Below are 20,633 nucleotides of genomic sequence, written 5' to 3'. Positions count from 1 at the left end.
GTGGATTCTATAGAAAAAACAAAAGTCGTCGATTCCTTAACTAAAATACGAAAGCGTAATGTTGAGAACCGTGAAAAAATGATTGATGCTTTAAGAATGGAGTTTATTGGTAAGGGGCCATTTGAAGGAGAGGAACTGGATTGCACTCAGGAAGTCTTTTTTGAAAATGAAGAAGAGGCATTTAAGCTTTATATTCAAAAGGGTTCCAAAGAGGAAATTATACAGCGAGGAACACCACTGACAAGGTATGGGGTTGCAATTTTATTTCCAACAGGTCAAAAGCAAATGGATGAGCAAAAGGATTCAGAAATTAGTTTTACTGATTCTGATGAGTTAAATGAAATTTTCATTGACAAGAAGGAAATAGAAAAGTTCGAAAACCGTGAAGCGGATTATAGACAAGAGGTTCTAGATGATTTTGATATTTCGACCGCGAATTCATTTCGTCCAAATAGTATGGCAGTGAGTTTTAAGGCAAACATTACCGAGCAATCGAATTTAATCGTACATGTAACGGGAGGTAGATATACTCCGAAAACGGTTTTCATTCGTGATAAGGAAAAGGAATGGTGGTTACGCAGTCCCGTTCAAGGAACATTTACTTGTTCGGGAAAAGTGCTTCTTGAAAAAACAGTAAACAACGCCGAACAAATGCAACCAATCGAGTGCCTTGATCTTGAAGTAAAAGTAATTTCGCGTCCACAGAATGATGGAACAAGACTTATAACGGTCAGTTTAACTAATCGGACAGATGGATCTAGTGAAGGTAAGATAGATAGCCTTTGTTTATTTCAATCAGCGTTTACTGTGACAATTGAACACCCTTCAGGTGCACCTTGCATTCTTCCTTATCCAGAAGGGGATATTTTTGATAACCTTGATGATGAGGAAAAATCGATTGCTCTTTTGTACCGTAATTTAAAAACTTATGCTGTCGGTCATGGGTGTGCTGCTGATTGGGGGGAAATAAAGGAAGATAAAGTGTATAGTGTGAGGACGGAATTTCTCCCGACATTTGAAACTAGGAGTATGACACCGGATATTAAACGTGAAGATGGTACAAAAATTGAAGTGTCAATGAAACAATTAGCGGGGTTATATCCCGAAAGGGATGGGTTCCATGAGCTTGAAGAAATTATTTCTTTGTATCGCCTATGGATACAAAAGCAAAGGAAACGAGTGGCTTTGCTTGATCCAAAGTTTCATAAGGTTGCTAATGCTAATTTAGATATTTGTGAAGAATGTGCTGACAGGATGGAAAGGGGATTATCGTATTTAAAAACAGACAAAGAAGCTCTTACTGCCTTCCGCCTTGCAAACCATGCGGTACTGCTGCAACAAATTACTGGTGACCGTCGCTCCGGTGTTGTTCAAGATGGTAATTTAGTTTTTAACAAACCTTATGAGGAGCCAAATCTTAACAATCTTCCTGAAACAAAAGGAAAATGGCGTGCTTTCCAGGTTGCGTTTTTATTAATGTCGATCCATTCTGCTGGAGAGAAAGATTCTGTAGAAAGAGAAATTATTGATTTAATCTTCTTCCCAACCGGTGGTGGTAAAACGGAGGCATATTTAGGCTTAGCAGCTTTTTCTATGTTTATGAGAAGAATTAAAGATAAAAACGATCATGGTGTCGAAGTATTAATGCGCTATACGTTGCGGTTATTAACAGCTGATCAATTTCAGCGTTCTTCAAGATTGATTTGTGCGATGGAGTATTTGCGTAGACAGCACGAGGATTTACTTGGAACAAAAGAATTTTCAATTGGGATTTGGCTAGGAGGAGATACAACCCCAAACACAAATGATGATGCACTAAAAGCATTAAACAAAATTAAAAATGGCAAAATAGAAAATAATCCATTTATTTTAAACGCTTGTCCATGGTGTGGTGCGAAACTTGGTGAGTATAGAGTACAGAATTTAAAGCAACGAGACAATCACTTTGGGCGAAGAAAAAAAAGAAATAACATTGCGTTTTATGGCTATAAGGGAATGGTGGATAAAGTTGTAACCCATTGCCCGGATAACCAATGCCAGTTCTCGGATCATCTTCCAGTTTATTTAGTAGATGAAGAGATTTATAAAGTGAAACCGACTTTTATTATAGGCACAGTTGATAAATTTGCAATGTTAGCCTGGAACCCGAATATTAGGACACTATTCGGGATAAATAATAAAGGCCAAAGGGAAGTATCACCACCCGGATTAATTATTCAAGATGAACTTCACCTTATTTCTGGCCCGCTAGGATCATTAACAGGTTTTTTCGAAACCATTATCGATGAACTTTGTACCGACAGAAGAAATGGAAATGTTTATCGTCCTAAAATTGTTTGTTCAACAGCAACGATTCGTCGTTATAAAGAGCAAGTAAGGTCTTTATATGCGAGGGAAGAAGTTAAGCTTTTCCCAGCACCTGCATTGGATGAAGATGATTCCTTTTTCGCAACGTATGCTGTTGATGAAAATGGGGAATATATGCCTGGAAGGAAGTACTTAGGGATAAATTCTCCAATATTAGGTTCGATGCAAACGTTACAAGTTCGGGCGTTAACCTCTTTACTTCAAGCCCCTATGACATTACCTGACGATGAAAGGGATCCATGGTGGACATTACTTATATTCTTTAACAGTTTAAGAGAATTGGGAACAACAATTACATTACTGCACTCGGATATTCCGAATCATTTAAAGGTACTGAAAAATCGTTTTGGCCTCAGTTATAACGAGGTAAGAAAATTAAAGAAAATTGAAGAGTTAACTTCTAGGCTATCTAATGATGAAGTATCTGTAGCAATTGATAAACTAAAGCAAAAGTATGATGACACAGGGAAAGTGATTGATATTAGCTTAGCCTCCAATATTATCGAGGTAGGTGTTGATATTGACCGTTTATCCCTTATGTCCGTTGTTGGTCAGCCGAAAACAACGGCTCAATATATTCAGGTTACCGGTCGGGTAGGAAGACAATGGTATGAACGACCCGGATTAATTATCACATTATATAGCGCTACAAAGCCTAGGGACCGTTCACATTTTGAAAAATTCCGCAGCTATCATCAAATGCTGTATGCCCAAGTGGAACCAACGAGTGTGACCCCGTTTTCCCCAAGAGTAATTGACCGTGCACTTCATGCGATTATGGTTGCCTATGTTCGTCAATTTGGGGAAAAACATAAAGTTGAAACACCAAGACCCTTTCCAGATGATTTAATAAATGAAATTGAAACGATTATTTTAAAAAGAGTGAAAGCAGTTGACCCTGCCGAATTGGAAAATGTAAAGCGGGTTTTTGAGAAGAGAAAAAGAGAATGGATAGGATATGGGCCTCTACGATGGAGCGGAAATCCAGATGGTGAAGATTATCCATTATTGCGAGTGGCGGGTCAATATGCAAATAAAAAAGCAAAAATTCGTTCATGGCCAACGATGATGTCAATGAGAAACGTAGATGCCCAATGTAAAGGGAAGATTACAGATTTATATGTAGAAATGGAGGAGTTTTAATCGATGGTCGATATACCAATCCGAAGAGCTCAATTGATTGCTCCTTTTGGTCCCGGTGCAATGATGGTTACAAAAGAGGGAGTATCCGTTATTTGTGCAGGATTAGATCATTGGTACAAAGATATGTACGGTAAGTATGATAATTTGGATATAGAGCACTTTAAAATTCATGAATGGCGTTTGGAAAGGTTATTACAAGTAGACCATTTCCGTTTACCTCCCGATTTTCGAAAAAAAGGCCAATCCGATGAAGGAATCAATTTATACTTGCATGTTCCCTTCCTACGATTCCCGCAATGGCATTATTGCCGCTTTTGTGGGAGGATGGAAAAGTTTAAACTCCATACGAGTTTAAATCGGCTTGAGTGTCCATGTTGTAAGGAACAAAATTATAAAAACTATTTAGTGCAAGTTCCATATGTTGCCATGTGTCAGAATGGGCACCTGCAGGATTTCCCATGGCGGGAATGGGTGCATCAATCTGGGAATCCTAGTTGCAATAAACCTATGTATCTAACAAGTACAGGGGGAACGAGTCTCGCTTCTATGGTTGTGAAGTGCGAATGCGGTGTTAAGCCAAGAAGCTTAATGAGAATTACTTCTGTCAATCCGAATGGAACGACTTATTTAAGCGAGCATTTGGACAAGGATAAGAATTCGGTTTTTACTTGTCAAGGAAAAACACCTTGGTTAGGTACAGAAAAAAGTCAGCCTTGTTCGAATCATTTACGAGCTACTTTACGAAATGCTTCTAATGTATATTTTGCAAAGGTAAAAAGCGCTATTTATATCCCTGGGGATACAGTCAAAGAAGTTGATGAGATATTGGAGATGTTTCATAGTGAAATGTTCCAATCTTATTTAAAAATACTAAATCGACATCCTCTCTCTATTGATGAGAAGATAGACGATTTAAGAGTTCTAGCAAATAAGGAATTGAGTCCTTTCACTGATAGTCAAATTAAGGATGCATTGATTCGCATTGAAACAGGTTCTGAAATTATTGAGGTAGAGGACTCTGAAGAAGTTAGCTTAGAACACAAGCTTCGAATCGAAGAATATAATGTGCTTAATCATGAAACAGATCAACATAACTTACGAATTAAAAAATCAAATATCGCAGACTATAAAGCGGATGTTTCTAATTATTTTTCGGACGTATTTTTAGTAGAAAAATTAAAAGAAACCCGTGTCTTCGCTGGCTTTACACGCATATTGAGTGAAAATGGCCTAGGAACCGAAGAATTAAAGGAAATGCTCCGCCTGCATAAACATGACGAAAGAGAAGAAAACTGGCTACCTGCCTACGAAGTATATGGTGAAGGCATCTTCTTAAAGTTAAACGAGGACAAGCTCACGAAATGGGAGCAGCGACCAGAGGTTTTAAAAAGAATAAAACCGTTAAAAGACAAAGCACGTGAGCTATACCGTGAAGGGAGAATGGAAAACAAAACTATTACACCAAGATTTGTTTTGATTCACACTTTAGCCCATCTATTAATAAACCAGCTTACCTTTGAATGTGGATATAGTACGGCTGCGTTACGAGAAAGGCTATATGTATCCAACCATAAAGAAGATAATATGTGTGGATTATTAATCTATACAGCAGCAGGAGATTCAGATGGTACGATGGGCGGATTAGTAAAAATGGGGAAACCGGGCTACCTAGAATCTATTATTAACAAAGCAATTAATAATGCAAGATGGTGTTCCGCTGACCCAGTCTGTATGGAAATCGGTTCTCAAGGAGGCCAAGGGCCTTATTCCTCGAATCTTGCTGCTTGTCATAATTGTGGACTTGTCCCTGAAACAGCATGTGAAGAATTCAACTGCTTTTTAGACCGAGCTCTTATCATAGGGGATTTAAACCTTGATACAATCGGATTTTTTAACTATTAAGAATAATAAGAAATTGTTAACTTTCTGAACACTTAAGTGCATAATAGTACATTTACAAAAAGTAAAGTGAATAAGATTTAATATTTTTCAAATTAGCCCTTAAATAATAGGCTTTCAGAATTTTTAGTCATAAAAACAGTTTTATACAGCGATCATTCTTTGATCAAAATAATTCTTTATGACTAAATGAAATTTATTAATAATCAAAATAGTTGAAAGTCTGTCAACTCTTTTCGATAATTTATTTACAAAAAGAGCCCTTATTAATTAATTGACAGTATTAGAAATAGAAATTTTCCGTTGATATGTTGTAGGAAACTGTGTACTAGTTTGGTCCTAATAAGACCCAGCATGCTCTATATACCGTAGGAAAGCAAATTTGGGCATTAAAGAAGATTTGTATATTTATAGGTATAGCCCCTATACCATAGGGGTTATCTATACAATCAAAGTAATTCGGAGTGGCAAGTGATACATTTTTACTTTCCAAAAACAAGAGATGGGGGCTGAATAAAAATATTGAGTAAAAGTCAGAAGTTGAATCTAAAAAAGGCGGTTTTTTAAGAAAGCACTTCGGTGATAAAAATGATAAGGGAAAATAGTAAAAAATAAACTATAACTCTCATGTCCATTAATTAAACATTGGGCACAGGTTAACAATGCAATAAATAAGGTAAAGTAAAGGAGTTGAAAGTTAAATGTTTCCTGACAATCTATGAAATTCATTAATAATCTGATTTGGCGCCACCTTCATTACGAAAACCTAGATGCCTTCGAAGTGCTAAATCCGAAAAAATTTGGAATCGAATTTATTAAAGGGGAAATCAATATCGGCTGTTCTCCGTGCCCTGATATTTTAACAGAAAACTTTGGAAAAAGTATTTCAATTATGTTTGTTTCAACTGTATATAGTCTTATTCATAGCTATCTTCAAAAAACTTACCAAAGAAACAACAATTCTTGGAAAGAATTTACCCAAGACTTTTATCAAGAATCATCAAAAAGGTATAGGAATTTATCCAAGACCTGAAAGGATATATGATATTGTATCATCCAAATAAAACTGCAACACGAGGTTTGCTTTACTGAATTAGTAAAGTCCGTAATGGTAAATATTGAAATTTATTATTTGAAGAGCGATGACATCAACTTTCATAAAACTATTAAAAGAAATAGAAAGCATGGGGTAAGTGTAACTGGTCGTGATACTTATTAAAATCATTTACATTTAAAACGATTTTTAATATAAAAGAATCTGATATTCATATTATTCCATTGACTTATCCTTCCATAGCAAATAACGCATACTGGTCTGAATTTTCTGCATAACCGCAATTAAGTAAACTAATAGATAATATGCCTTAAAAGCCTTAAAAGAATAGTTTTTGAATGAAAAGAATAGAAGAAGCTATTTAGAGCGTTTCAAGATGGTTTTTGTTAGCAATTCATCTAGATTTTTACCAAGAAGCAATCTGCAATATAATTCCAAAATTCCTGACTACTTACCTGATTTTCGAATAAAAGTGTTAGCAACGCTCTGGATATTTTATGAGGTTTATTACATTATATAGAATATCTTATGAAAGAGATAGAAGTCTTTTACAACTCTTACTAGCTGAAATCGGAAATTAATATGATTAATAATTTCTTGATTATTCCCACCGTTAACACAATATAATAGGAGTCCTATCGTCTCTATAATTTCAAATAAAATAAAATTCTTTTCAGTATTGTCCTCATTTGCTTTTGGAACAAATGCATGAAGTAGTTTTAAGAATTATAGCGAAAACCTTGCAAATATTTCTTGAAGTTAATTAGATTGTAAGACTTACGTATCATTTCTTTTTAAGGGTGTTGCTGGTCAAACACTTCCCCCTTTTTATTTTTTAGCCCAAATAAAAATTAAGATCCCTTTTTGATATTATTGTTTTAGATTATTTTTTGGAGGTAAATTTTATGCCAATTTACAACAAACTCGTCCGCGACCGCATTCCGGAAATTATTGAATCAACCGGAAAACAGTTTTCTACCAGAATCTTAAGTAATGAGGAATACATAAAAGAATTAAAGAAAAAAAGTTTTGAAGAACTTGAAGAGTATGTAAACACATCAAATAATGAAGATGCCATTGAAGAACTGGCAGATCTATTGGAAATCATCCATGCAATTGCCGAGTATCATGGATCCTCTTTCGAAAAAGTAGAAGAAGTTCGCAAACGGAAGGCGGAAAAAAGAGGAGGCTTCAAGGAAAAAATCTTTTTAATTGAGGTTGAGGATGAGTAAGGTTCAGTTAATTACGAAAAGACTTGGAAATCACTTAATAAAGCAAATTGAGACGTCTTCGTCAATTTGCATCTTGACATCTTTCACAATGAAGTCCGGAGTCGAATATTTAAAGAAATCTCTTAAAACGTCAGCTGCGAGATGCGCAGATATTAAGATTTGCACCGGGGACTATTTATATGTCACTCAGCCTGAAGCTCTTGAAGAGCTGCTGAATATTAGTGGCAATATTGAGATACGACTTTGGAAAAGCAACGGGACTTCTTTTCATCCAAAGGCGTATCTTTTTCAAACAGAAGAAAATGACTGTCTAGTTGTCGGTTCTTCCAATCTGTCCCGATCAGCTCTAAGCAATGGGGTGGAGTGGAATATTTCCATAAGCAATGAAAAAGATGTGTTTGAAGAGGCGTTAGAGCAGTTTTTAAAAACGTTCTACGCTGTGCAAACGGTTCCTCTAAATGGAGAAACGATTAAGGAATATAAAAGTTCTTATGAGGAATATCACAAACGCTTTCCGGGGTTTGTAAAGGAATGGTCGGAGAAAGAAGAACTGGACTTAATGCTTCCATCTGAAACAGATGATAAAGCTGCGGCTGAAGTCATCAGAGAAAAGACGGTACCATATGGGGAGATAAAGCCACGATTTGCTCAAGTGGAGGCGCTTGAGGAATTAAACAAGACGCTTGAAGAGGATTATAATAAGGCCCTTGTTGTCATGGCGACGGGGTTAGGCAAAACTTATCTAGCCGGGTTTTTTGCCCAAAACTTTCAGCGTGTCCTCTTCGTTGCTCATTTGGAAGAAATTCTTCATCAGGCAAAGAAATCGTTTCAGGCCATTATGCCGGAGAGATCATACGGGATTTATAATGGCAAAGTAAAAGAAGGAAAAGCAGATACAGTATTTGCGTCTATTTACACCTTAAGCATGAAACACCATCTTCATCAATTCCAGCCTGATGAGTTCGATTTGATCATTGTCGATGAATTTCATCATGCTGCGGCTGATTCTTATCAGAGAGTTCTCGAATATTTTAATCCACAGTTTTTACTTGGAATTACCGCCACACCTGAACGTAATGATAATAAAGATGTTTACGCCATTTGTGATGGAAACGTTGCATTCCGGCTCGACTTTTTAGATGCGATTGAACGAAAGTGGTTATCTCCTTTTAAATATTTTGGGGTATACGATGATACGGATTACAGCCAGATCACTTGGCTCGGCAATCGATATGATGAAGAGGAATTGCTGCAGGTTCAGTTAAGGGATGAAATGGCGGAAAAAATCCTTAATGTTTGGAAAGAGAAAAAGCAAACTAGAACAATTGGATTTTGTTCCTCAATAAGACAGGCTGATTTTTTATCCGATTTTTTTAATCGAAAGGGATATAAAACAGTCAGCCTGCATTCCAAACAAGTTGAAATTGGCAGGCAGAGTGCGATTGAAAAGCTCGAAGCCGGGGAACTTGATGTCATTTTTACAGTGGACTTATTTAATGAAGGTGTGGATATTCCATCTGTTGATACTTTATTGTTTGTGCGTCCGACGGAATCTTTGACCGTTTTCACACAGCAAATCGGCCGGGGGCTGCGCCTGCACCCTGGGAAAGAGCATTGTGTCATTATAGATTTAATTGGAAACTACCGAAATGCTGATATTAAGCTCAGTTTGTTTGATACTGAATCCATTGATTCAAAATCAAAAAAGATTATGCCGAAAGTTCCGGATTTTTGTGAAATCGATCTTGATCTCAAAGTCATAAATTTATTGGAAGAAATGGCTCGAAAAAAACAGCCGAGAAAAGAAAAACTGTTTGAAGACTATATGAAGCTGAAACAGGAGTTGGGCAGAAGGCCGACTTATTTGGAGCTTCACTTAAGGGGAGCATCAGATTCAGCTCAATATCGTCAGGAATTTAAGACTTATTTTGGTTTTCTGGATTGGGCAAATGAACTTTCTATTAAGGAGAAGGAAGTTTTTAGCCGGTATGAAAACTGGCTGATTGAAGCCGAAAAAACGTCAATGTCAAAGAGCTATAAGATGATAGTCTTATTATGTATGCTTGAACGCGGTCCGTCTGATTGGTATAAGCCGATCAGTCCTGTAGAAGCGGCGCCTTTTTTTCATCATTATTTAATGGAAAAAGAATACCGGAAACGAATCGACTTTTCCGATAAGGCATCCAAAAAGTTATGGGATTATAACGAGGACGCCGTCAGCAAACTGATTGCTACTATGCCGATGACAAAATGGAGCAGCAGTTCTAAAGGGTTGGTATCATTTGAAAATGGGATTTTTCAGTTAAATTTTGATGTTTTGAAAGAAGATGAAGAAATCCTTTATGACTGGACTAAGCAAATTTGTGAATACCGGCTGCACTATCATTTTGAGCGGAAGGCGAAGTAATATTTACAAGAATTCCATTTTGATTCATAGTGAAAATAGATTTATCATTTGGTTATTAGATGCAATGCTCCGAATTTATAGACGTATTTGAATAAGGAAGGTTTAGACATGATGGACTACAACTTTGAAATTTTATCCTTATTGGATAATTCCCTCGAATTTTAAAAATTACATAGTAAATTTAGCCGTTTTAATCCATTTAAAATATTGCGTGTCGATAAATTCGAGATACGGCATTCAAATGTTCTTTCATGGCTTTTGAATCCAAGTGAAAATCATAATCTCGGATCGTTTTTTGTGAAAAAACTTTTAGCCAAAACGTTTGTAAAAGCAGAGAATGAACATTTGCTGGAAAGCTACAATTTAATTCAGCTTCACAAACATTCGTTTAATGATTTAGAAGTATATCGGGAAGTTCAAACATCCAATAATAAACGAATTGATATTTTGGCTGTTTCGGAATCACAGAAAGCCGTTATTTTAATCGAAAATAAATACAAGTCTTCAGAGTCTGATGGCCAGTTAAATAACTACTTAAACTTTGTCCGTAAAAAATACAGCGGATATACAATTATTCCAATATTCTTAAGCTTGGACAGTTCCGTTCCTACGAACAAAGAGTACTTTATATTGGACTATCATGATATTTTAGATATTTTGAAAGTATATATGGACGTGAATGGAGACCAAATTTTTGAGCCAATCAAAGAATTTATTAATTACTATATTTCAATATTGCAAGACGAGCTTGTCCGTGATGAAGAGGATATTGAATTAGCCCTTCATATATACAAAAAACATAAAGATGCGATTGATTTTCTTTATGCGGTTCACAATGAAAAGGCTGACAAGTTTATCAGTAACGAAGTGTTAACTCAAATTTCGGCGCTTAGCCCTGAAGATAAATTCGGAATCGATAAAATTTATTTGAACTATCAAGAAACGATTAACTTTATTTATTCGGTCGGTAACAGCATTATCAGGGAAGCCTTTTTGGAGTTTGTTTTTCAAAATGAAATCCCTGAAAAATGCTACCGCGATCATATAAGAGTACCTTCCTTTATTTTTCCGGAATGGAGACAGCTTGATGAGATTTTAGGCGTTCCAAAAGAGGAATGGTGGTTGAACAATGCCTTCATTATTTGGTTTGAGCGGATTTGGAATAACAGATTAAAGCTTACCGTCGAGGTTGGACCTTTAGATTATGAAGAAAGATTAATCCTTCTCAATACACTGGAAAATAAAGGTGTCAAAATAAAGGAAAAATCAAAAGAAAATGGAGCTAAGTACACCCGAATCTATACTTCAGCTGTGAAAATTGAAAATTGGGCTGATAAGAGAGAAATTATAGAGGCAATGAACAGTCTTTATAATAAGAAGGATTTCCACGCTATACTCACAGCCATTTCCGGAGCAATTCATGATATTGTTTATAGACAAAATCCGATGACGAAATGATTCTTTCTGAAAGTGCTGTTCTTATAACAGATGAGGGCAGAAGAGGCAACAACTTTAAAGCAGTAAGTTTCGATCGATAGATATCAGTTTTTATTGAATGTGTAAAACAAGGAAATTTACACAGTTTATATGCAATTGAAATTATATTGGAGTGTTGGAATTGGTTTGGCTGTTTTTGTTACTTTTCATCGTATCTTTTTTCATGGGGGTCTTTGATGTTCCTCAATGGATTTTTCTATCAGTCTTTATTCCTTTTGTTTTAGCTCTGCTTTACATGTTGTATTTTCCGGTTCTATTTGAGAGAGACGTAAATAAGATCATGAATTTCTTAAGAAAATCGAAACAAGCGCACTACCAGTTTATTTACCACTATATAATGATAATGTTACGGAGGCTGAAAAAACAATTCCTCGGATCCGTTCCAAGCAAATGAAAGTGATTTCTAATTTGATACTGCTTTCGAAACAAAAAAGGCACAATGAAGCAAAAGAGCTTCTTCACCAAATGAAAGATAACGTTTATAAGTGGTATTATGGTGCAACCATTGCCTTTAACTAGGCGATCACAGCACATATGAGCAATATAAAGCACGAGTAAAGGACCCGGTTTATCGAACTTGGCTTGAAGCAGAGGAAAGAGTTTGCGAAGGTAAGAAAACGGAAGCGTTGAATATGCTTGACGAACAAATACCAAAGTTAAGAGGCCTTAAATTACTTTCTGCTATTCAATATAGAAAAGAGATTAGCGAGAAGATCTAAAACATTTTTGTTGGGCTGAAAAAGAATGGAAAATTATTTGGCACTGCCAAAAGAGAGAGAGAAAAGGATCGATTGTTTCATCAACGACAATCGATCCTTTCTTTATTATTTTGATTTATTTTGTAAGTCTCATTTTGTGATTTCACTTCGAATATTCGTTTCTTTCGAGAATTCAATCAGCAAGATGTTCAAAGGAGAGAAGGGATCTATTGGATAAAATTCTCTTAAACATGATTGACTTAGAAAATAACCCATGATAAGATAATTCCGAGTAAATCAATACGAATATAATTATTTATACCGACCAGACGAACTGGAGGTCCACATCCTTGCATTTATTGCTTGGGTTTGGACCTCCTTATTTTTGGTTGGGAAGGTTTTGTAGTTAATACATTTGTGAAAGGAGGTAAAGAGGTTGTTTGAACGCAAAAATATTGTCCCAGTTAAGGCGGTATCAGTTGTCAGTGTGGCTTTTATACTTCTTCTATGGGAAATTAGTACAAATTTGAAATGGGCTGATTCTTTGTTTTTACCGTCTCCACAATCTGTATGGATCGCATTTTTAGATCTTTTACAACAAGGATATAAAGGTGCATCCCTACTCCATCACATTTTAAACAGTCTTAATCGGTTATTTCTGGCATTGATTCTTGCTTTGGTTATTGCTGTCCCATTAGGTATCCTGTGCGGATACTCCAAATACTTTCGTGCCATATTTGATCCAATAGTTGAATTTTATCGCCCTCTTCCGCCATTAGCTTATTATGCCTTACTTGTCTTATGGTTAGGTATCGATGATAAATCGAAAGTTGCACTATTATTTCTAACCGGTTTTGCACCTTTATTCATTACAACAGTGTTTAGTGTACAGAAGGTGCCTCGTGATCGAATCAATGGAGCTCTATCGTTAGGAGCATCAAAGTGGAAGGTATTGGTTTATATCATCTTTCCAACTTGCCTGCCTGACATCATTACTGGGTTCCGAACAGCTATCGGAGTCACCTATGCGACATTGGTTGCAGCAGAAATGGTAGCAGCAACTTCAGGCATAGGCTGGATGGTTTTAGACGCAAGTAAATATTTGCGAAGCGATATTGTTTTCGTTGGAATTATTTTAATGGGGACCATAGCTATGCTCATGGACTGGATCATTAGATGGTTTCAACGCCGTCAATTTCCATGGGTTGGAGCCGAAGATTAATCATTAATAATGGAGGAACCTTACATGTCTTTTCAACAAAACATCAAATGGTTGTTATTTACTCTATTTTCGGTATTGCTGACTCTAACCACGGCTTGCTCGAATCAAGTAAACTTAACAGAGTCAAATCCTTCAACAGAGGTATCATCATCTTCAACTTCAGAGGCGATACCAAAAGAAATCCAGATAGGTTATCAAGTTTCACCAAATGGAGAACTGCTAGCGAAAGCTCTGGGTTTATTAGAGAAGAAATACCCGAATACGAAAATAAATTGGATCAAGTTTGATTCAGGACGAGATGTAAATACAGCGATAGCTAGTGGCAGCATTGATTTTGGTCTTGTTGGAACACCTCCTGGTGCCATAGGTATAGCCAAAGGTTTGCCTTACCAAGTGTATTATTTACATGATGTCATCGGGGAAAGCGAAGCATTAGTCGTGAAAAAAAGTTCAGGTATTCAATCATTAAATGATCTTAAAGGGAAAAAGATAGCAACAACCTTTAGTTCGACCTCTCATTTTAGTTTATTGGGAGCCTTAAAAACAGCAGGGCTGGATCCGGAAAAAGATAAGATAACCTTTCTTGATATGCAACCGCCGGATATCTATGCTGCTTGGAAGAGAAATGATATTGATGGTGCCTATATTTGGCAGCCTACTCAAGCGAAACTTGTGAGCGATGGCGGAAATATAATCGTAACGTCTAAGGAATTAGCGGATAAAGGGGTTGTTACCGTCGAATTTGGAATCGTTCATAAGGACTTTGTAAAAAAGTATCCAGACATTGTAAAAGAATATATATCCCTCTTGGATCAAGCTGTTCATTATTATCGTGAAAAACCTGAACAATCAGCTCAATTACTCTCTAAAGAATTGGAGCTATCTCCAGAAGAAAGTCTAAAGACGATGCGGCAAATCATTTGGTTAGATGTTTCTGAACAGAAAAAATATTTCGGGGAATCTGGCCAAATAGGACTATTAGCTAAGGTGTTAAAGGATACGGGGGACTTTATGGTTACACAAAAAGCAATACCATCTGCACCGGATGTAAATACCTATCAACAAGCTCTGTTAAGTGATCTTTACAAATAAGGGGGGGAGTTTGTGTTAGCCTTATCTTCTCCACAAATCAAAGAGCCTCTTATAGAGGTAAAGGATCTGAGTTTATATTACGAAAGCAAGAATCATACTTTACATGTTTTAGATAATATAAATCTCCAATTCTATAAAAATGATTTTGTTTGTGTTTTAGGATCATCAGGATGTGGAAAATCATCACTTTTGAATGTGCTGGCCGGGTTTCAAAAGCCTACTACAGGTGAAGTGATCATTGATGGTAAAAAACATGTGAAACCTAATTCTGATGTAGGTGTAGTATTTCAACACCATAACTTATTTCCATGGTTATCTATTGCAAAAAACATAGAGTTTGGATTAAAAATGAAATCTATTTCAAAGACGGAACGGCAGAAAATTGTTTCATACTATTTGAACATGGTTGGTTTAGAATCTTCAGCAAAATTGTGGCCTTTTCAACTTTCTGGTGGTATGAAACAAAGAGCCTCCATTGCTCGAACACTGGCTACGGATCCAAAAGTGATTTTGATGGATGAACCTTTTGGTGCATTAGATGCCTTGACGCGTGAAAACATGCAGAACCATCTTCACAAGATTTGGAAGAAAACGAGAAAATGCGTATTTTTTATAACTCACGATGTAGAAGAGGCCCTGCTGTTAGGGACGCGAATTTTAGTCATGCACCCCAATCCTGGAAGAATTGTAAAAGACATAGTCAATCCATTATCCAATCACAATAAACCATTTAAAGAACTGAAACAGTTAAGGGTATTTCACGAATTAAGAGATTATTTAATTTCAACAATAAAAGTTAATTGAGAGGAGCATGCCATATGTCAAAACTTAGAATTGATCCAACACGACCACTTAAATTCGAAAATCGCGACATCCACGAAGGACCTCGCATTTTGAGACGTCTGCCTGAAGGGGTAGAAGAGATCCCTTACTCGTTATTTGATGTGAAGCCACTAAGCCCTATAATTGGTGCTGAAATTGTCGGAGTAGACTTAAGAGAGACGATTACTCCAGAACTACAAGCAGAGTTAAATCGAGCACTATTAGAGTGGAAGGTCCTCTTCTTCCGTGACCAACAAATCACCAGTGAGCAGCAGCTGGCATTTGCTAAGCTATGGGGTGAATTGGAAGTTCATCCGTTTTATGAAGTTGAAAAGGGGCAATCAGAAGAAATCGTACGATTCGCAAGAGATAATAAGAAAGCAGGCTCCGAAAACGTTTGGCATGCCGACGTTACTTTTCGTGTCAATCCTGCTAAAGCTGCGGTATTAAGAATGATTGAAGTGCCCCCTGTAGGTGGTGACACAATTTGGGCGGATATGGGCGCAACATACGATAATCTACCCGAAGAGGTGAAGGAGCGTATCAATGGTCTCACTGCGCTACACGACTTCACTCCTGCTTTCAGTCATTTAATGACATTGGAAGAGTTAGCAGTCAAACAGGCGGAATTCCCGGCTGTGGAGCATCCAGTGGTTCGAACTCACCCAGAAACCGGTCGTAAGACTCTCTTCGTGAATCCATCGTTTACAACCCAAATTGTTGGTCTTGACCCTGATGAGAGTGAGAAACTACTCCAATTTCTATTTCGTCAGGCACATGTCCCAGAGTACCAGGTTCGTTTTCACTGGGAACCAAACTCCATTGCCTTCTGGGATAACCGGGCGACTCAACATTACGCTGTTTCCGACTATTATCCATACCCGCGTAAAGCTGAACGCGTTGCCATTGTTGGGGATCGTCCATATTAGATCTCCATTAAAGGTGGTGCATAATGGAACCTTAATAGGTTCCATTTATTGTTTGTTATAGGGGCCATTTATAAAATAGGGAGGGAAGCAAATGAGTTGGCTACTTCTTTTGTTAGGAATTCTTTCGGAGGTAATAGGTACGATGTCTATGAAATTGTCGGAAGGCTTTACGAAGCCAATACCGTCCATTTCCATTTTTGTTTTTTATGGACTAAGTCTTACTTTTGTAACATTGTCCTTAAAACATATTGATGTAAGTATTGCTTATTCTATATGGTCAGGGTTAGGAACCGCCATTATAGCAACCATAGGAATTTTATATTTTAAGGAATCTATTTCTTTAATTAAACTCTTGTCAATACTTGCGATAATCGCTGGTGTTGTTGGATTAAATATATCTGAAGAAATGCATGGAAAAAAAGCATCCGTATCACATATAGAATTAAAGAAGGATATAAATTAATCACAGATAAGATTTGGCGTAGTTTTTTAATTGAGACTTTTTAAAAATTAGAGATTTTACCGCAAGAGAAAAAGAAGACATATTATACCTAACACAGATTCACTTCATTTATTTAAAGTTTTAAAATGATATGAGCATACCTCCAGAATTTCAGAAAAGTACTTTTTTAAGCAGCTTTATCCTGTCTCTTCATCTTTGCCATGGTCGATGCGGAGGCTAAGAGGACAATGGCATTCAGATAAACATGTGTTTTAACTTTTTGCATTCCACCTACATGGACATCATAGGGTAATAACCATAAAGTTATGAACACAATATATACATGGCTGTGATTAATATGCTTAGTAAAAGAGAATTCTCAAACATGTTCGAGATAATAGCTGACACGAACCGCAGAAAAATTATAGACCATCTTAGAAAAAGCCCAAGGTCTGTTGGGGAACTGGTCGAGTTTACTCAATTAAGTCAACCAGGCGTGTCTAAACATCTTCGAAAATTACATGAAGCTGGATTGGTCAAAATTAGCAAGGAATCGCAAAAGTGCATTTATCATTTGCGTGCAGAACCACTAGTAGAAATTGATAACTGGTTAGAGCCTTACCGTAAGGCATTTACAATATAAAAAGAGAATTGAAAGAAAATGAGGTTTCTTTTGGGGGATAAAAATTCTTTAAAGTGGATTAAAAATCTTTATAGGCTATAAATTTTTTTAAGGGATAAGTTAAAAATTCTCTAAGGGGGGATGTTCTTCAGGAGAACCATGAAAGTGTTTATTGCAAAATAAAAGTGCAGAGAGTTGCAGAGAATTTGGTCTGTACAAACTTTACATGGAGAGGTGGGCATGATAGCCTTGTTCGGTGAAGTCAGCCCTTAAAATTACAGGCTTTCTGGCTTCGAAGTCAAGTCCACAGAGGCTCCATGTCAAGTTGCAATTCTCTGCATTCCCCGTTGCACAACTCTGTATTTTTCGATTGCAAAAAACACCATGAGAGCTTGAAGACCGCTTTGATTATGAGGGCTTATCCCGAAAAATGATAAAAGTAAATGGTATTTGGGAAGACCATATGCGTTGGGCAATAGTAAACGAAAAATAATAAGAGCTATAATTCATCAATAATCCTGACTTATGTTCAAAAGGCAAAAAGCTTATAATAATTAGTAACCACCATATCTATATGGATCCATATCCGTAACTGCCGTATCCATATGGGGAAAGTAACGTACCAGCTAATAAACCACCTGCTAAAAGAAAGGCCCACCGAATCCAAACCCACCAAAAGGTCCGCCAAAGCCAAAAGGTCTGCCGAATCCAAATCCACCAAAAGGTCTGCCAAATATTCTTTCATCTGGATTGCCTACTTGATTTTCCTGAGAATATACATTGGGATAAAATTGCATTTCTGAATTCATTAAGAGAAACCTCCATTTTCATTTTCTTATCCAATAAAGAATATGCATTTACCCATCTACTTTCTTGGGTGAATATCTTTGGTTGATAAAAAAATAAGTAAAACTAAATGTATGATGAATTTAAGTTATAAGTTCAATTATGTTGGGGGACTTGTTGAGATGTGAGCAACAGGTCTTTTTATATAGACTCCTTAAGTTGCTGGAACAGGCTATAGTTCTTCAACAAACGGGCCAGATTGTTGAGGAACGTTTTCAGGCAATTAGATTATTCGAGTTTGAATATATCAATGAAATTGTGAAGGTTTTCACTTAAACTAAACCAGCTAATAGTTTGTCGACATTTTTCATTAAAAACCTTTAATACTTCATGTTATACTAAAATAGTCCATGACAAATAACCTTCCAAATTATCTATTTTGGAAGGTTTTGTTTTTTATAGTTAGATGTAGTGGTTAAGCTATATCTTGGAAAGTCGTTCTGCTTTTTAAAAGTGCATAGATCCAGTGTAAGAGCTTATTTACACAGGCTATGACGGCTACTCTGAATGGTTTTCCTTCTTCACGTTTCTTATCATAGAACTCTCGTAGTTTCTTGTTTCTAGGAATAATCTCATCAGTCGTTTTTTGCTTGCGTGCATCTCGAATACCACAACGGACAGCCATATATAATGCATGTCTCAGTCGGCTAGAGCCTCTTTTGGTTATTCGATTAATGGAGGCTGTAAATCTGCCAGAAGCATACACACTGGGGTCTATTCCAGCGAACGCAACCAACTTTTTAGGGTGATTAAACCTTTCTATCTCTCCAATTTCTGAAATGATTGTTGCCGCAATTTTTTCTCCTACACCAGGGGATAGTCTGGATAATCTTATATTCTTCAATTTCTTTAGCGAGGGCATCTATTTCTGCTGCTAACTTAGATAGATGCTCTTCGTATTGAAGAACGATACTAATTAACATTTTTAGATTAAAGATGTGGCTTTCATACAGATTACTCTGAAATGGGTTACGTAATGCAGCCTTTCTTAATTTCTGTGCCTTTTCAATTGCCCATTTCTCTGAGCGACTTATACATAAAGAAGCAATCTTGTCTGTCAAAACATCCTCACTAACACTCAAGACAGTTTCAGAGGTTGGAAAAGATTCAAGCGTCTTTAAAGATACCTTGGAATATAAGTTCCCGAAAACACCTCTTATTTAAATAGACAACAAATGCCAAATCAATGGATACAAGATTGGGATATGTGACAAGCTATCTTCCGTAAATGGGTATGATTTCTGGAAGAATTGTACTAAAGAATCTCGAGGATACGATCTTCCGCAATCGGGCAGGTTAGTTGAAGAAGTATACTTGATGATAAGAGAATAAAACTAATGAAATATTGTCTTAATTAATGTCACCACTGCAGCTGTCGTAGTAGTTCCACTATAAATTGACAGGACACCAATTGGTGTCCATTTTATAAGGGGGGGATTTTGAGCGAGAAAAATCAAGAGCGTGATGTTTATGTAGCCATTGCTGACCCAACAAGACGTAAATTGCTACGTTTGTTGGCAGATGCAGAAGAGTTACCTCTTCACGAATTAACCGCTCAATTTCAAATGGGGCGTACCGCTGTTTCTAAACATTTGGCTATCCTTAAAGAAGCTGCTCTAGTTGCTGACCGTAAAGTTGGTAGAGAAACAAGGTATCGACTAATTGCAGCTCCCCTACAGGAAATTAAAGATTGGGTATCCTTTTACGAGAAATTTTGGAAGGAAAAAGTGGCACTTTTAAAAAATTTATTATCGGAGGAATAAATAATGGCAGATTTATCATTAGATTTTCAGTTTACAAGTTCAATTAATACAGTTTGGAACGCATTAACAGATTCGGATACTCTTGCAAAATGGATAATGGAAAATAACTTTAAACCAATCGTAGGACATAAATGTCAATTCCGAAATGAGCAGTGGAATTTAATTGTTGATTGTGAAGTATTAGTAGTGGACGAGCCTTATAAGTTATCTTACACTTGGGTAGGTGGTCCGATAAACACTACAGTCACATGGACATTGAAGCAAGAGGATGCAATAACCTACTTACACCTTGAACAAACTGGATTCGAAAAAGAAGATCAAGCGTTCAATGGTGCGAAATATGGTTGGGCGAAAATGATTGAAGAACTTAAAAAAATATTAGAGGAAATGTAAGAACCTCTGAACCTGTTTTTTTAGTTTAGCTTAGCTAGCGAATAGTCAAAAGTAAACGGCTCAGTATAGGACTTAGCCGTTTGTTTTGAAAGACTAAATTTTGTGAATTTAGAGGATATCAATATGAAAATAAATCAATTAATTGCCAACAATATTAACTGTTTAGATGCCTTCTTGCCCGAAGATCAAGCAAGCTTGCCAAGTA

12 protein-coding genes and 4 pseudogenes are annotated in these 20,633 nt (G+C 36.6%); 14 read left to right on the top strand and 2 right to left on the bottom strand.

Annotated elements, in window-relative coordinates:
• The 12 genes and pseudogenes from PB1_RS11425 to PB1_RS17065 all read left to right on the top strand — a co-directional run.
• Entirely contained in the window at window positions 1-3,510 is a 3,510-nt protein-coding gene (locus PB1_RS11425) for a helicase-related protein (protein ID WP_004436678.1), read from the top strand.
• Between the two features lie 3 nt (window positions 3,511-3,513).
• Window positions 3,514-5,412, top strand: coding sequence for a DUF1998 domain-containing protein (drmB, locus tag PB1_RS11420; RefSeq protein ID WP_004436677.1), 1,899 nt, complete (start codon window positions 3,514-3,516; stop codon window positions 5,410-5,412).
• Between the two features lie 1,956 nt (window positions 5,413-7,368).
• Window positions 7,369-7,695 (top strand): nucleoside triphosphate pyrophosphohydrolase, encoded by a 327-nt coding sequence (locus tag PB1_RS11410; RefSeq protein ID WP_004436675.1) that lies wholly within the window; start codon window positions 7,369-7,371, stop codon window positions 7,693-7,695.
• Window positions 7,688-10,102 carry a DEAD/DEAH box helicase family protein gene (locus PB1_RS11405; RefSeq protein ID WP_004436673.1) on the top strand — a complete coding sequence of 805 codons (2,415 nt, stop codon included), beginning with the start codon at window positions 7,688-7,690 and terminating at the stop codon, window positions 10,100-10,102. The genes PB1_RS11410 and PB1_RS11405 overlap by 8 nt, the downstream gene beginning before the upstream one ends.
• A gap of 111 nt (window positions 10,103-10,213) precedes the next feature.
• A pseudogene (locus PB1_RS11400) lies at window positions 10,214-11,536 on the top strand (PDDEXK-like family protein); the annotation flags it as partial.
• Between the two features lie 1,197 nt (window positions 11,537-12,733).
• Complete coding sequence (locus PB1_RS11390) at window positions 12,734-13,519, top strand: ABC transporter permease (protein ID WP_004436667.1); 786 nt, start codon at window positions 12,734-12,736, stop codon at window positions 13,517-13,519.
• Between the two features lie 24 nt (window positions 13,520-13,543).
• Window positions 13,544-14,611, top strand: coding sequence for a taurine ABC transporter substrate-binding protein (locus PB1_RS11385; protein ID WP_004436666.1), 1,068 nt, complete (start codon window positions 13,544-13,546; stop codon window positions 14,609-14,611).
• 12 nt (window positions 14,612-14,623) lie between these two features.
• A complete protein-coding gene (locus PB1_RS11380; protein ID WP_004436665.1) occupies window positions 14,624-15,415 on the top strand; it encodes an ABC transporter ATP-binding protein in 792 nt (263 codons plus the stop codon).
• A 14-nt stretch (window positions 15,416-15,429) separates the two neighbouring features.
• Window positions 15,430-16,362 (top strand): TauD/TfdA dioxygenase family protein, encoded by a 933-nt coding sequence (locus PB1_RS11375; protein ID WP_004436664.1) that lies wholly within the window; start codon window positions 15,430-15,432, stop codon window positions 16,360-16,362.
• A gap of 91 nt (window positions 16,363-16,453) precedes the next feature.
• Window positions 16,454-16,825 carry a DMT family transporter gene (locus tag PB1_RS11370; RefSeq protein ID WP_004436663.1) on the top strand — a complete coding sequence of 124 codons (372 nt, stop codon included), beginning with the start codon at window positions 16,454-16,456 and terminating at the stop codon, window positions 16,823-16,825.
• A gap of 364 nt (window positions 16,826-17,189) precedes the next feature.
• Window positions 17,190-17,447, top strand: a complete 258-nt coding sequence (locus PB1_RS11365; protein WP_238533131.1) for an ArsR/SmtB family transcription factor — start codon at window positions 17,190-17,192, stop codon at window positions 17,445-17,447.
• 382 nt (window positions 17,448-17,829) lie between these two features.
• Window positions 17,830-17,919 (top strand): annotated as a pseudogene (locus PB1_RS17065) (GNAT family N-acetyltransferase); the annotation flags it as partial.
• Between the two features lie 61 nt (window positions 17,920-17,980).
• On the opposite strand, the pseudogene PB1_RS11360 reads toward PB1_RS17065, so the two are convergent.
• Both PB1_RS11360 and PB1_RS11355 read right to left on the bottom strand, forming a co-directional pair.
• Window positions 17,981-18,235 (bottom strand): annotated as a pseudogene (locus PB1_RS11360) (hypothetical protein).
• Window positions 18,236-18,687: 452 nt separating this feature from the next.
• Window positions 18,688-19,429, bottom strand: a pseudogene (locus PB1_RS11355) (IS110 family RNA-guided transposase); the annotation flags it as partial.
• A 282-nt stretch (window positions 19,430-19,711) separates the two neighbouring features.
• Here PB1_RS11355 and PB1_RS18150 point away from each other — a divergent pair.
• The gene (locus PB1_RS18150; protein ID WP_004436652.1) at window positions 19,712-20,035 is read left to right on the top strand and encodes an ArsR/SmtB family transcription factor; all 324 of its coding nucleotides are present in this window, start codon (window positions 19,712-19,714) and stop codon (window positions 20,033-20,035) included.
• 3 nt (window positions 20,036-20,038) lie between these two features.
• Window positions 20,039-20,428 (top strand): SRPBCC family protein, encoded by a 390-nt coding sequence (locus PB1_RS18145; RefSeq protein WP_004436650.1) that lies wholly within the window; start codon window positions 20,039-20,041, stop codon window positions 20,426-20,428.
• Window positions 20,429-20,633: the final 205 nt, after the last annotated feature.

The sequence above is a fragment of the Bacillus methanolicus PB1 genome, assembly GCF_000262755.1.
Lineage (GTDB): Bacteria > Bacillota > Bacilli > Bacillales > Cytobacillaceae > Bacillus_Z > Bacillus_Z methanolicus.
The sequence above is the reverse complement of the archived record's forward strand: the minus strand, read 5'-3'. Positions and strand labels throughout refer to the sequence as shown.